Genomic DNA, 13,660 nt, shown 5'->3' with positions numbered 1-13,660 from the left:
AGAAGGGGCCTACACCTCAGGCGTCGAGAAGGGGCCCTTCCTTGCCGAACATGTTTGATTCGCTGCTGGTGGCCAACCGTGGGGAGATCGCGCGCCGGGTCATCCGCACGGCCCGACGACTCGGGGTGCGGGCGATCGCGGTGCACTCGGAGGCGGACGCCGACCTGCCGTTCGTGACCGAGGCCGACGAGGCGGTCTGCGTCGGCCCGGCCAACCCGGCGCTGAGCTACCGCAACGTGGAGGCGATCCTCGACGCGGCCCGGAGCACCGGCGCGCAGGCGATCCACCCCGGCTACGGCTTCCTGTCGGAGAACGCCGACTTCGCCCGTACCGTCGAGAGGGCCGGCCTGGTCTGGGTCGGGCCCGGCGCGGACGCGATCACCGCGATGGGCGACAAGATCAACGCTCGGAACCTGATGGCGGCGGCCGGCGTGCCGGTCGCGCCCGGCACCACCGAGCCGGCGGCCGACCTGGACGCGGCGGTCACCGCCGCCGCCGAGATCGGCTACCCGGTGATGGTCAAGGCCGCGGCCGGTGGCGGCGGCATGGGCATGGGCGTGGCCGCCGACGAGGCCGCGCTGCGCACCGAGTACGACAAGGTGCGTGCGTTCGCCGAGCGCATGTTCGGCGACGGCTCGGTGCTGATCGAGCGGTACTTCCCCCGGGTACGCCACGTCGAGGTGCAGATCCTCGGCCTGGCCGACGGCCGGGTGGTGGCGCTCGGCGAGCGCGAGTGCTCGGTGCAGCGGCGCAACCAGAAGCTGGTCGAGGAGTCCCCCTCCCCGGCGGTCTCGGCGGAGCTGCGGGCACGGTTCCTGGCCGCCGCGGTCCGCGCCGGAGAGGCGGTCGGCTACCGCAACGCGGGCACCGTCGAATGTCTGCTCGACCCCACCACGCAGGAGTTCTTCTTCCTGGAGATGAACACGCGGCTCCAGGTCGAGCACCCGGTCACCGAGTACGTCTACGGCGTCGACCTGGTCGAGGAGCAGTTGCGGGTGGCCGCCGGCCTGCCGCCGACGTTCGACCCGGACGCGCTCGCCCCGCGCGGACACGCCATCGAGCTGCGGATCAACGCGGAGGACCCGAAGCGCTTCCTGCCCGGACCGGGCGCGATCACCACCTGGAACGAGCCGTCCGGCACCGGCGTGCGGGTCGATTCCGGTTACGTCGCCGGCAACACGGTCACCCCGTTCTACGACAGCCTGCTGGCCAAGCTGATCGTCAGCGGTGACACCCGGGCGGAGGCCGTCGAGCGGGCGCGGGCGGCGGTCGCGCAGTTCGAGGTCGCCGGCCCGAAGTGCAACCTGCCGTTCTTCGCCGAGCTGCTGGAGAACCCGGAGTTCCGCTCCGGCGACTACGACACCGGCATCGTCTCCCGAATGCGCTGACCGTCGACACGAGTGAGGTGAACCTGATGGCTGAACTGCCCACGTCGGTGAGCATCCGCGAGGTCGGTCCCCGGGACGGGCTCCAGAACGAGGAGCCGATCCCCACCGACTCGAAGGTGAAGCTGCTCGACGCGTTGTCCCGGACCGGGGTACGCCGCATCGAGGCCGTCTCCTTCGTGCACCCGAAGGCGATCCCGCAGATGGCCGACGCCGACGAGGTGTGGCAGCGGGCGGCGAAGGTCGACGGCGTGCGCTACTCGGCGCTGGTGCCGAACACCCGGGGCGCGCAGCGGGCTCTGGCCGCCGGCTTCACCGAGATCGAGGTGGTCGTGTCGGCCAGCGACACGCACAACCGGCGCAACGTGAACCGTTCGACCGACGAGTCGCTCGACGACATCGCCGAGCTGATCGCGCTGCTGCACGACGCGGGCGCGACCGCCGAGGTGATCGTGGCGACCAGCTTCGGCTGCCCCTACGAGGGTGACGTCGACCCGACGCGGGTGGCCGCCATCGTGGACCGGGTGGTCCGCGACGGCGCGGACCGCGTCGCGTTCGGCGACACCACCGGCATGGGTACGCCCCGGCGGGTCCGTGAGCTGGTCACCGCCGTACGCGACCGCAACGCGCAGGTGCCGGTGCTGCTGCACTTCCACAACACCCGGGGCACCGCGCTGGCGAACATGCTGACCGCCATGGAGCTGGGGGTCACCGAGTTCGACGCCAGCGTCGGTGGCCTCGGCGGCTGCCCGTACGCCCCGGGGGCGAGCGGCAACCTGGCCACCGAGGAGGCGGTGCACATGCTGCACGACATGGGCATCGAGACCGGCATCGACCTGGACGCCCTGATCGAGGCGGCCGAGCTGGCCGAGCACCTGCTCGACAAGAAGCTCCCCTCCGGCGTCCTCCGAGCCGGCCCCCGAACCCGCCTGACCCCCCTCCCATCCTGACCGCTTTCTCCCTCCCCTCCCCTCCCCTCCCCTCCCCGTTGATCTTGCACTTCGGGCCCTTGTCGTGCGTCTTTTGTGTCGCATGTCGAGGCCGGAAGTGCAAGATCGCGCGGGCGGGGGGCGGGGTCGGGGGTGGTGTGGTCGCCGGAGAGGGTGGGGGTGGGGTAGCCTAACGATCGTTCAGGTCGGTGGGGTGGCAGAGGGAGTCGGCGTGACGCTCGACGGTGAGGCACTGGAGCAGCTGCGCAAGCGCGCCCGCGCCGGCGGTGCGGACAAGTACCACGCGGCCAACGCCGCCAAGGGCAAGCTCTTCGCCCGCGAGCGGGTGGCCTACCTGGTCGACGAGGGCTCCTTCGTCGAGGACGGGCTCTACGCCAACGCGATGGCCGACGGCCTGCCCGCCGACGGTGTGGTGACCGGCACCGCGACCATCGACGGGCGGCCGGTCTGCCTGATGGCGAACGACTCCACCGTCAAGGCCGGCAGTTGGGGCGCGCGTACCGTCGAGAAGATCATCCGGATCATCGAGCGGGCCTACTCGACAAGCGTCCCGATGGTCTACCTGGTCGACTCCGCCGGCGCCCGGATCACCGACCAGGTCGACCTCTTCCCGGGCCGGCGCGGCGCCGGAAAGATCTTCTGGAACCAGGTCCGCGCCTCGGGCTCGATCCCGCAGGTCTGCGCGCTGTTCGGGCCGAGCGCGGCGGGCGGGGCCTACATCCCGGCGTTCTGCGACGTGGTGGCCATGGTCGAGGGCAACGCCAGCATGTATCTCGGCTCCGACCGCATGGTCGAGATGGTCACCGGCGAGAAAACCACCCTCGAAGCGATGGGCGGCGCCAGGGTGCACTGCGCCGAGTCCGGCGTGGGGCACTTCCTCTGCAAGACCGAGAACGACGCGCTCGACGTGGTGCGGACCTACCTGTCCTACCTGCCGTCGAACTGGCAGCAGGACCCGCCGGCCACCGAGGCGAAGCCGGCGCCGGAGAAGGCCGACCTGGCCGCCCTGGTCCCGGTCAGCGAGCGGCAGGCGTTCGACATGCGCCGGTACGTCAAGGGCCTGCTCGACGAGGGCAGCTTCTTCGAGATCCAGGCGCTCTGGGCCAAGGAGTTGACCATCGGCTTTGGCCGGCTGAACGGCGAGGTCGTCGGCGTGGTCGGCAACAACTCGATGTTCAAGGGCGGCGTGCTCTTCGTCGACTCGGCCGACAAGGCGACCCGGTTCGTGCAGCTCTGCGACGCGTTCAACGTGCCGCTGCTGTTCCTGAGCGACGTGCCCGGCTTCATGGTCGGCAGCGCGGTGGAGAAGCAGGGCATCATCCGGCACGGCGCGAAGATGATCACGGCGATCTCCGAGGCGACCGTACCGAAGATCTGCGTGGTGGTCCGCAAGGCGTACGGCGCGGGTCTCTACGCGATGGCCGGTCCCGGCTTCGAGCCCGACGCCACGATCGCGCTGCCCACCGCGAAGATCGCGGTGATGGGTGCGGAGGCCGCGGTCAACGCGGTCTACGCCAACAAGATCGCCGCCATCGCCGACGCGGACGAGCGGGCCGCGTTCGTCGCCGCCAAGCGCGAGGAGTACGAGCGCGACATCGACGTCGTCCGGCTCGCCAGCGAGCTGGTGGTGGACGCGATCGTCGAGCCGCACGAACTGCGCGCCGAGTTGGTCCGCCGGTACGCCGCCGCCCGCACCAAGTCCCGCCACTTCTCCACCCGCCGCCATGGCGTCACCCCCGTCTGACCGGTAAGGAAGGCCCCCGCTTGACGCCTGGTGCGTAAGAAGGGGCCCCTCCTAACGCCTCAGCCCGCCCCCCGGCGTCACGAGCGCCCGGCGGCCCGCCCCCTTCCAGGAGGATCGACATGGACTTCCGGCTCGACGAGGAGCAGCAGGCGCTGCGGGAGAGCGTGCGGGACTTCGCACGCGAGGTGGTCGCCCCGGTGATCGGCGAGCACTACGAGAACCACACCTTCCCGTACGAGGTCGTCCGCCAGATGGGCAAGATGGGGCTGTTCGGGCTCCCGTTCCCGGAGGAGCACGGCGGCATGGGCGGCGACTACTTCGCGCTCTGCCTCGCGTTGGAGGAGCTGGCCCGGGTCGACTCCAGCGTGGCCATCACGCTGGAGGCGGCGGTCTCGCTCGGCGCGATGCCGATCCACCGGTTCGGCACCGCGGAGCAGAAGGAGCGGTGGCTGCCGAAGCTGCTCAGCGGCGAGGCGCTGGCCGGCTTCGGGCTCACCGAGCCGGGCACCGGCTCGGACGCGGGCGGCACCCAGACCCGGGCGGTGCTGGACGGCGACGAGTGGGTGATCAACGGCTCGAAGGCGTTCATCACCAACTCCGGCACCGACATCACCGCGCTGGTCACGGTCACCGCGGTCACCGGCACCAAGCCGGACGGCAGCAAGGAGCTGTCCACCATCATCGTCCCGTCGGGCACGCCCGGCTTCACGGTCGCGCCCGGCTACTCCAAGGTCGGCTGGAACGCCTCGGACACCCACGAGCTGACGTTCGACGATTGCCGGGTGCCGGCGGGCAACCTGCTCGGTGAGCGCGGCCGGGGCTTCGCCCAGTTCCTGCGCATCCTCGACGAGGGCCGGATCGCCATCGCCGCGCTGGCGGTCGGTCTGGCCCAGGGCTGTGTCGACGAGTCGATCGCGTACGCCAAGGAGCGTCAGGCGTTCGGCCAGCCGATCGGCAACTACCAGGCGATCCAGTTCAAGATCGCCGACATGGAGCTGAAGGCGCACACCGCCCGACTGGCCTACTACGACGCCGCCGCCCGGATGCTCGCCGGTGAGCCGTTCAAGCGGCAGGCGGCGATCGCGAAGTTGCACGCCAGCACCGTCGCGGTGGACAACGCGCGGGAGGCGACCCAGATCCACGGCGGCTACGGCTTCATGAACGAGTACCCGGTGGCCCGCTTCTGGCGCGACTCCAAGATCCTGGAGATCGGCGAGGGCACCAGCGAGGTGCAGCGCATGATCATTGCCCGCGACCTCGGCATGTGACCGAGGCCCGCCTCGGCCGTCTGTCGGATATCGGCGTCGGACGGTCGGGTGGTTGACGGTGGACTGTGGAGCGTCGGATCCCCTCCGTACTCTTCCTGCCCATGACTCCCGAACATGATCGTTCGCGGAGCCCGGGTACTCGGGCGGCGCTGTCCGATCTGTTGCGCGGGCACCGGCTCGCACTCGGCCTGACCCAGGCCGAGCTGGCGGGCCGGGCCGGCGTGGGCGTGCGGACCGTCCGCGATCTGGAGCGGGGACACGCGACCCGACCCCAACGCACCACCGTCGACCTGCTCGCCGACGCGCTCGGCCTGACCGGCTCGGCCCGCCGGGAGTTCGTCGCCACTGCCCGGCCCGCGCCGGCCGCCGCGCCGGTCGAGGCCGATCCGGGTACGCCGGTCGCGCTGCCCCAGCCCGTGCCGCTGCTCGGCCGGGACCGCGACGTGGCCGAGGTGACCGACCTGCTCGCCGCGCACCCGGTGGTGAGCCTGGTCGGGCTCGCCGGCGTCGGCAAGACCGCGCTCGCGCTCACCGTCGCCCACGCGGTCGCGGCCCGGCACCCCGGCGGCGTGGTCGGTGTGCTGGTCGGCGACGGCTCGGACGCCGCCGACGTGCTCGCCGCCTCGGTGGCGGTGTTCGGTGTGAGCCGCCTCACCGATCTGCCCTGCCGGCTCGCCGGCCGACCGGCGCTGCTGCTCGTCGACGCCGTCGAGCGGGCGCCCGGGCCGGTGGCCGAGGCGGTGCGGACGCTGACCGCTGCCGCGCCGACCGTACGGATCCTGGCGACCGGCCGTCGTCCGGTCGGGCTTTCCGGCGAACTGGTCCGGCCGGTGGCGCCGCTCGACGTGCCGCCCGCCGGCGCCGAGCCGGCGGACCGGGCCGACCTGGACCGCTGGCCCGCCGCGGCGCTCTTCGCCGCCCGGTTCACCCAGGCCCGGCACGCGCCACCCGCCCCGGCCGAGCTGCCGGCGCTCGCGGCGCTGGTCCGCCGTCTCGGCGGCCTGCCGCTGGCGATCGAGCTGATGGCGGCGCGGGGCCGCATCCTCGACGTCCCCGAGCTGCTGGACCGGTACGGCGACCGGGTCCTCGACCTGGCCGGCGGGCGTCCCGGCTGGGCACCCGCCGACGCGGTCGCCGGCACGGTGACCCTGCGGGAGGCGGTCGCGACCAGCTACCACCTGCTCGCCCCGGCCGAGCGCGCGGCGTTGCGCCGGCTCTCCGCCTTCCGTAACCGCTGGTCGGTCGCGCTGGCCGAGGAACTGCTCGCCGAGGGCGACGACCGCTGGGACGCGGTGCCGCTGCTGGACCGGCTCAGCGAGCTGGGCCTGCTGAGCGTCCGGGGCGCCGGCCCGTTCCGGTTCCGGCTGCTCGACGCGGTCCGCGACTTCGCGGCCGAGCAGGCCGACCTGGCCGGCGAGACGGCGGCGATCCGGCTCCGGCACGCGTCGGTGATCGCCGCACTGGTCCGGCGTACCGCGCCCGGCCTGGTCGGCGCGGAGCTGCCCGGCACCGTGCACCTGCTCGACGAGGCGACCGGTGACATCACCGCCGCGCTGGCGTACGCCGCCGAGGAGGCGCCGGTCACCGCGCTGCTGCTGGCCGCCGCGTTGCCCCGGTGGTGGCGGTTGCGCGGACGGGACGTCTCCGGCCGTCGGTGGCTGCGGCGGCTGCTCGCCGATCCGCGTACCGCCGACGCCCGCCCGGTGCTGCGGGCCTGGGCCCTGCTCGGGTCGGCGCGGCTGGCCGCGGAGCACGGTGCGGGGCCGGAGGAGCTGCCGGCGGCCCGGGCGGCGCTCGCCGTCTTCGCCGAGGTCGGCGACGTGACCGGGGAACTGTCCGCCCGGTCGGTGCTCTGCGCGGTGCTGCGCGGCCTCGGGGCCCACGACGAGGCGCGTGCGCAGGCCGAGGCGGCGCTGACGCTGGCCACCCGACACGGCCGGGTACGCGAGATGGCGGTGGCGCAGCACCACCTGACCTGGCACGACGTACGCGTGGGGGAGCTGGCCGACGCCCGGCGGCGGCTGGCCACCGTGGACCGGTTGGCGGCGCAGTGCGGCGACCAGCGGCTCCGCCTGCTGGCGCGGGCCGATCTGGCCGAGCTGACCCGGTTGGAGGGGCGCTACGCCGAGGCGGTCGAGCAGGGTCGGCGGGCGGCGTCCGCGCTCGTGGAGCTGGGTGATCCGGGGCGGCGTCGTCGGACCATCGGTACGGTCGGGTTGGCGCTCGCACTCCAGGGGCGGGACGACGAGGCGCTCGCGGTGGTGACCGAGCTGTGGCCGTCCGGCCCGGTGCCGCCCCCGCGTCGCGCACCGGCCGTCGAGCGGTGGGAACCGGCCGGTACGAGCCGGGACGCCCACACCGAGGACGCGCTCCGCGCGTTGATCGAGGGTCAGGTGGCGCTGCACCGCGGCGACCGCGAGCTGGCGGCGGAGTGGTTCGCCACGGCGGCGGAGGCGGCGGCCGGGGGCGCGGACCGGCGGGATCTGGTCGAGGCGCTGGTGGGGTTGGCGGCCAGCACCGGCGACCCGGGGGTGCTGGACCGACTGGACCGGGCACGGCAGATCACCGGCGTGAATTTGCTGCCTCGTGAGGAGGAGTTGCTCTACGCGCTGGCCGCGCAGCGGGGACGCCCGGGTCGGACCTGATACCGAGCCGGACCTGATGTTGGGCCGGACCTGATGTTGGACCGCTGTGGCGGAGGGCGCGGGGGTGGCGCGAGCGAAGTAGCCCCCTGGTGCTGCCCCTCGCTCCACGCTCGCGCCGGCACCCCCCGGTGCTCCCCCGCGTCGAAAGCTTAGCCAGCCACCCCGACGGCTTTGAGCGTGATTGATCGCTTTTGCCCTGGCGTACCGGCGGTTCTGCCGGTCATTCTGCCGGTGACCGGCGGGTAGCGACCGGTCTCAGCAGTCGGTATTCCCGGCCGGTTCGGTGCTGCCGGCCGTGGCGCCCGGGTGGACCGCGTCCCGGACCCGGCGCAACCCGTCCAGAAGCCCGTCGAGCTGGGCCGGTTCGAGCTGACCGGTGAACCACTGCTCGATGATCTTCAGGTGGCCGGGCAGGATCTCGTCCAGCCGGCCCAGGCCCGCGGCGGTCACCACCGCGAACGAGCTGCGCCGGTCGGAGGGGCAGGCCCGACGACGGATCAGGCCGTCCCGCTCCATCCGGTCCACCACCCGGGTCACCCCGCTGGTGGAGAGCGAGGTCTGGGCCGCCAGGTCGGTCATCCGGAGCTGGTTGTTGGGGGACCGGGCCAGGCGGGTGAGCACCTCGAACTCGACCGGGGAGAGCCCGTGCTCCTCGAACTGGGCCGCGAACCGGGCGGAGAGCCCGGCGTGCGCCTCGACGAGCAGGCCGACGGCGGTGATCCGGGGGTCGTCGAACACGTTCTGATCCACGTCACCATCCTAGCAACACTTGACACAGGGAATATTGCTGTGGCTATAGTTGCTCAGTCAGTCGTTGGGCTACTAAACAATCTTCTCCGGAGGAGCGCATCATGACCAGCAGCACCGAGGCGACTACCCGCGACTGGGAGGGTCTCACCATCCCCGCCCCCGGCACGTACCTCCTGGACGCCGCGCACAAGCGCGTCGGCTTCGTCGCCCGGCACATGATGGTCAGCAAGGTACGCGGCGAGTTCGCCGACGCCACCGCCACCATCACCGTCACCGACGACCCGCTGCAGTCCTCGGTCACCGCCAGCATCCAGGCGGCCAGCATCAACACCGCGCAGGCGGACCGGGACGGGCACCTGCGCAGCCCGGAGTTCCTCGACGCCGAGCAGTTCCCGACGCTGGAGTTCCGCAGCACCGGTGTGAAGTCCCGCGAGGGCAACGAGTTCGTGCTCGCCGGTGAGCTGACCGTGAAGGGCGTGACCCGTCCGGTGGACCTCCAGGTCGAGTTCGAGGGCGTCGGCCGCAGCCCCTTCGGGCAGGACATCTTCGGCTTCTCCGCGCACACCGAGATCGACCGGGAGGACTTCGGTCTCACCTGGAACGTGGCGCTGGAGACCGGTGGCGTCCTGGTCGGCCGCAAGGTCAAGATCGAGATCGAGGGTGAGGCCATCCGCCAGGGCTGAGCCCCTCGCCGGACCCACGGGCCCGCACCGTCCACCGACGGTGCGGGCCCGTCCCCGTCTCCCGCCTCGCCGGGTGCGGATTGTCACGTGTTGTTCGCTGGTTGACGGCGCTGGGCGAGGCGGTGGCGGGGTACAGGTGCAGACCTGCGCCCGGTCGGCAGTTCACGAGCCGGGCGCTCTTACGCACACCACCTGAATGGTTCACAATGCGTTGCGGAACGCCAACGGTTCCGTGGCACCGGCGCCGGGAGGACACATGGGCAGGGACGTCGAGCAGGGCGCCTTCTCCCGCGAGGATCGGGTCCGCTACCGGCAGAAGGTCCGGCGATGCCTGGACGTCTTCGCGCTGATGCTCGACGACTTCGGCTTCGACGCCGACCGGCCGATGACCGGGCTGGAGATCGAGCTGAACCTGGTCGACGCCGCCGCCGAACCGGCCATGCGCAACGACCAGATCCTGGCCGACATCGCCGACCCGCTCTTCCAGACCGAGCTGGGGCAGTTCAACCTCGAACTGAACGCCTCGCCCCGGCTGATCGAGGGCACCGGGTTCAGCGACTACGAGCAGGATCTGCGCGGCAGCCTCAGCCGCGCCGACGAGCGGGCCGCCAAGTCCGACGCCACCATCGTGATGGTCGGCATCCTGCCCACCCTCACCGAGGGGCACCTGGTCGCCGACAACCTCTCTACCGACGAGCGCTACCGGGTGCTCAACGACCAGATCGTCGGCGCCCGCGGCGAGGACATCGAGCTGGACATCAACGGCGTCGAGCGGCTGCGGACGCACACCGACTCGATCGCGCCGGAGGCCGCCTGCACCAGCCTCCAGTTCCACCTCCAGGTCGCCCCGGACAGCTTCGCCGACCACTGGAACGCCTCCCAGGCGATCGCTGGCGTGCAGGTGGCCGTCGGGGCCAACTCGCCGTTCCTCTACGGCCGACAGCTCTGGGCGGAGACCCGCATCGCGCTCTTCGAGCAGGCCACCGACACCCGGCCCGACGAGCTGAAGGCCCAGGGCGTACGCCCGCGGGTCTGGTTCGGCGAACGCTGGATCACCTCGATCTTCGACCTGTTCGAGGAGAACGTCCGCTACTTCCCGCCGCTGCTGCCGATCTGCGAGGAGGAGGACCCGGTCGAGGTGCTGCACGCCGGCGGCGTGCCCCAGCTCGGCGAGCTGCGGTTGCACAACGGCACCGTCTACCGCTGGAACCGACCGGTCTACGACATCATGAACGGCCGCCCGCACCTGCGGGTGGAGAACCGGGTGCTGCCCGCCGGCCCGACCGTGGTGGACATGCTCGCCAACGCGGCGCTCTACTTCGGCCTCGCCCGTGGCCTCGCCGAGTCGGACCGCCCGATCTGGAGCCAGCTCACGTTCAGCTCGGCGGAGGAGAACTTCCACGCCGCCGCCCGGCGCGGCATCGACGCGGTGTTGCACTGGCCCAAGCTCGGCGACGTGCCGGTCACCACGCTCGTCCTCGACACGCTGCTGCCGGTGGCCGCGCAGGGGCTGGACCGGTTCGGCGTCGCCCCGGCCGAGCGGGACCGCCTCCTCGGCGTGATCGAGGGGCGCTGCCGTACCGGCCGCAACGGGGCGGTCTGGCAGACCGAGACGGTGTGGGCGGCCGAGCGGCACCGGGACATGGACCGGAAGGCCGCGCTGCACCACATGGTCCAGCGCTACGCCGAGTTGCAACGCACCAACGAGCCCGTCCACACCTGGCCCGTCGACTGATCGTCACCTGCTCGGGCTGTTCGCCAGCCACCCGGGCGTGTCGTCGTCGGGAAGTAAGTCGGTGCGGAACCTGTATGACACAGAGGCATAAATATGTCCTGGAGGTATATCGCTTCTCGCGGTTTCCTCCCGTGCAGACGTGACGGAGCGTATCCCTCGGCTCGCCCGCGTCGTGTTGGCCCGGACGCCGCCTGGCTGTCGGGCCGGCTGTCGGAGTCGGGCGGGATCAGCGGGGGCGGCGGCGCGTCTTCGGTTCGATGGTCGGGGACGCCGGCTCGGGCTGTGGCTCGGCTGGCGTGTTCTCGGTGGCCGACTCGTCCGGGCCCGGCTCCTCGTCGCGGCTGCCGGCGGGCCGGTCCGGCACCACCTCGGGCTGCCGCTGCTGCGGCACCGCCCGGCCCCGACGGTCGGCACCGGTCCGGGCGGCGCGACTCGGCGACCCGGGCCGCTCGCCGACCCGGCCGGGTGACGTGTCCGACTTCTCCGCGGTCGTCGGCTGCGAACCGGGGTCGGCCTCGCCGGTCGGCTCGGTGCCCGGCGTACTCTCCGGCTCCGGCTCGACGGGCCTCGGCGACGTGGACCCGGCCGGCTCCGGATCGACGGCCGCCTGCGAGGCGGGCCCGGCCGGCTCCGCCGGGTCGGAGCCGGTGGGCGTCGCGGTCGCGTCGACCGGCGGTTCCGCCTCCGTGCCGCCCCGGCGGTCGGCCCACTGGGCCAGCGCGGCCATCAGCATCGAGCCGCCCACCCCGGCGATCACCGCGTACGGGGCGATCAGGTGGGCCGACAACTGCTCGGCGGCGATCCCGGCCAGTCGCGGCACGGCCAGCAGGTAGGCCAACGCCACCAGCAGCGGCCCGGCCGCGCCGGAGGCGGCCGCACCCACCCGCACCCGCGGCGACCGGGTCGCGCGCCGGGCGGCCAGCACCCCGATCACCAGCGCGGAGCCCAGCGAGAGCAGCGCCCCCGGCCAGTAGAAGTAGTCACGGATCCAGAAGCGGGCGCTGTCCGCGCTGATCTGCCAGATGCCGAGTTGGGCGGTGGTCAGGCCCCGGCCGGAGAGCACCCCGTCCACCACCGACACCACGGCGAGCAGCCAGAGCCAGCCGGTGGTGGCGATCAGGTTGGTGGCGGCGGCACGGGTGTGCAACGCCCAGGTTGCCAGCAGCACGCCGAGCACCAGCCCCGGGGGGGGGGGGGGGGGGGGGGGGGGGGGGGGGGGGGGGGGGGGGGGGGGGGGGGGCCCCGGGGGGCCCCCCGCCCCCCCCCCCCCCCCCCCCCCCCCCCCCCCCCCCCCCCCCCCGACGGTCTGCGGCGCGGTGGTGTCCGGCACCCGCGCGGCCCGGGCCGGCACCGCCACCAGCAGCACGGTGACCAGAGCGCCGACACCGGCGGCCAGGGCGAGCCCGAGCCGGGGCAGCGTACCCACCGGCTCGTCCCCGCCACCGCGCAGGCGCTGGGCGCACACCGCGCCGGCGATGACCGAGGTCGCGGCGATCCAGGTGGCCCAGGCGAGGCTCGCCACCCACGCCGACTCGACGCGTACGGTGCCGGCGGGCGCCCAGTTGATGATGCCCAGCCCGTAGCCGAAGCCGAGCTGAGCGGCGCCCGCGCCGGCAGCGACGCCGAGCGCCGCGGCGGTCGATCCTCCCCAGCCCCGTCTGGCCATGCCGGGCAGCGTAGCGTCCCGAGGTCGGCCCGGCGAGTCGTGGGAGCGGCCGACCGGCCCCGGACGGCTTGGCGGCACCGGCTACGGTCGCCGGTGACTGAGGCGGGAGACGCGATGACGGACGAGCAGCAGCCGGTACGCGACGAGACCGGTCCGGGCCGGACCCGGCTACTCGTCGGAGGCGGACTGGCGGCGGTCCTGCTGGCCGTGATCGGAGCCAGCGGTGGCTGGATCCTGGCCGGTCACCCGGACCGGCCCACCGCCTCCTCCGAGGCTGTCTCGCCGCCGGCCGCCCCGCCGCCCGTGCCGTCCGGCCCGACCGGGGCGGCCCCCACGACGGGCCGACCGGGCGAGGACCGCCCCACCGGTACGCGTTCGCGCCCCCCGGCCGGCCTCACCGTGCCGCAGCTGGTGGGTACCGACTTCGAGCGGGCCCGGCAGCAGTTGCGCGACCGTCGACTCGGGTGGCGGCTGGTGTTCGGCAGCGGCTCGGGACGCACCGTGGAGCGCACGTCGCCCCGGCCGGGGGCGCCGGTGAAGCGCGGGGTCACCGTCACCGTCTGGGTCACCGGACCGGCGCCCGAGGTCACCGTGCCCGACGTGGGGGGCGAGTCCTGCTCCGACGCCGCCGACGACCTGGTGGAGGCGGGGCTCTATCCCCGTTACCCGGCCGGTCGGCAGGGACCGGTCAGCGGGCAGGACCCGGCCGCCGGGGGCACCGCCCACTGGAACGACCAGGTGTCGTTGACCTGCGGAAACGAGCCGTCGAGCACGCCGAGCGACGGCCCGCCGCCGACGCCCTGACGCCGGCCGGCGCGCTGATCCCGGCCGGCC

10 protein-coding genes are annotated in these 13,660 nt (G+C 73.3%); 8 read left to right on the top strand and 2 right to left on the bottom strand.

Going from position 1 to position 13,660, the window contains the following annotated elements; all coding sequences use genetic code 11:
• Positions 1-50 precede the first annotated feature (50 nt).
• From ACIA6B_RS09915 to ACIA6B_RS09895, 5 genes are all read left to right on the top strand, one after another.
• Positions 51-1,388 (top strand): acetyl/propionyl/methylcrotonyl-CoA carboxylase subunit alpha, encoded by a 1,338-nt coding sequence (locus ACIA6B_RS09915; protein WP_396772361.1) that lies wholly within the window; start codon positions 51-53, stop codon positions 1,386-1,388.
• 35 nt (positions 1,389-1,423) lie between these two features.
• Positions 1,424-2,335 carry a hydroxymethylglutaryl-CoA lyase gene (locus ACIA6B_RS09910; RefSeq protein ID WP_396772568.1) on the top strand — a complete coding sequence of 304 codons (912 nt, stop codon included), beginning with the start codon at positions 1,424-1,426 and terminating at the stop codon, positions 2,333-2,335.
• Between the two features lie 211 nt (positions 2,336-2,546).
• Entirely contained in the window at positions 2,547-4,079 is a 1,533-nt protein-coding gene (locus ACIA6B_RS09905) for an acyl-CoA carboxylase subunit beta (RefSeq protein ID WP_396772360.1), read from the top strand.
• A 119-nt stretch (positions 4,080-4,198) separates the two neighbouring features.
• A complete protein-coding gene (locus ACIA6B_RS09900; protein ID WP_396772359.1) occupies positions 4,199-5,347 on the top strand; it encodes an acyl-CoA dehydrogenase family protein in 1,149 nt (382 codons plus the stop codon).
• A 101-nt stretch (positions 5,348-5,448) separates the two neighbouring features.
• A complete protein-coding gene (locus tag ACIA6B_RS09895) occupies positions 5,449-7,992 on the top strand; it encodes an ATP-binding protein (RefSeq protein WP_396772358.1) in 2,544 nt (847 codons plus the stop codon).
• 255 nt (positions 7,993-8,247) lie between these two features.
• On the opposite strand, the gene ACIA6B_RS09890 is transcribed toward ACIA6B_RS09895, so the two are convergent.
• Complete coding sequence (locus ACIA6B_RS09890; protein WP_396772357.1) at positions 8,248-8,742, bottom strand: MarR family winged helix-turn-helix transcriptional regulator; 495 nt, start codon at positions 8,740-8,742, stop codon at positions 8,248-8,250.
• 101 nt (positions 8,743-8,843) lie between these two features.
• Between ACIA6B_RS09890 and ACIA6B_RS09885 the strand changes: the two genes are divergently transcribed.
• Together ACIA6B_RS09885 and ACIA6B_RS09880 are read left to right on the top strand one after the other, a co-directional pair.
• Positions 8,844-9,425 (top strand): YceI family protein, encoded by a 582-nt coding sequence (locus ACIA6B_RS09885; protein WP_107158171.1) that lies wholly within the window; start codon positions 8,844-8,846, stop codon positions 9,423-9,425.
• A 256-nt stretch (positions 9,426-9,681) separates the two neighbouring features.
• Positions 9,682-11,160, top strand: a complete 1,479-nt coding sequence (locus ACIA6B_RS09880) for a glutamate--cysteine ligase (protein ID WP_396772356.1) — start codon at positions 9,682-9,684, stop codon at positions 11,158-11,160.
• Positions 11,161-11,386: 226 nt separating this feature from the next.
• On the opposite strand, the gene ACIA6B_RS09875 is transcribed toward ACIA6B_RS09880, so the two are convergent.
• Complete coding sequence (locus ACIA6B_RS09875; protein WP_396772355.1) at positions 11,387-12,826, bottom strand: hypothetical protein; 1,440 nt, start codon at positions 12,824-12,826, stop codon at positions 11,387-11,389.
• Between the two features lie 114 nt (positions 12,827-12,940).
• On the opposite strand from ACIA6B_RS09875, the gene ACIA6B_RS09870 reads away from it, so the two are divergent.
• Positions 12,941-13,630 carry a PASTA domain-containing protein gene (locus ACIA6B_RS09870; RefSeq protein ID WP_396772354.1) on the top strand — a complete coding sequence of 230 codons (690 nt, stop codon included), beginning with the start codon at positions 12,941-12,943 and terminating at the stop codon, positions 13,628-13,630.
• Positions 13,631-13,660: the final 30 nt, after the last annotated feature.

It is taken from the genome of Micromonospora sp. NPDC051141 (assembly GCF_044455765.1).
Lineage (GTDB): Bacteria > Actinomycetota > Actinomycetes > Mycobacteriales > Micromonosporaceae > Micromonospora.
This window is presented reverse-complemented; position numbering and strand designations above follow the sequence as displayed.

Bases quoted from the DNA above. Each gene is read 5' to 3' on its own strand.
- ACIA6B_RS09880 (WP_396772356.1), top strand. From the start codon at position 9,682: ATGGGCAGGGACGTCGAGCAGGGCGCCTTCTCCCGCGAGGATCGGGTC.
- ACIA6B_RS09915 (WP_396772361.1), top strand. From the start codon at position 51: ATGTTTGATTCGCTGCTGGTGGCCAACCGTGGGGAGATCGCGCGCCGG.
- ACIA6B_RS09895 (WP_396772358.1), top strand. From the start codon at position 5,449: ATGACTCCCGAACATGATCGTTCGCGGAGCCCGGGTACTCGGGCGGCG.
- ACIA6B_RS09870 (WP_396772354.1), top strand. From the start codon at position 12,941: ATGACGGACGAGCAGCAGCCGGTACGCGACGAGACCGGTCCGGGCCGG.
- ACIA6B_RS09875 (WP_396772355.1), bottom strand. From the start codon at position 12,826: ATGGCCAGACGGGGCTGGGGAGGATCGACCGCCGCGGCGCTCGGCGTC.
- ACIA6B_RS09900 (WP_396772359.1), top strand. From the start codon at position 4,199: ATGGACTTCCGGCTCGACGAGGAGCAGCAGGCGCTGCGGGAGAGCGTG.
- ACIA6B_RS09885 (WP_107158171.1), top strand. From the start codon at position 8,844: ATGACCAGCAGCACCGAGGCGACTACCCGCGACTGGGAGGGTCTCACC.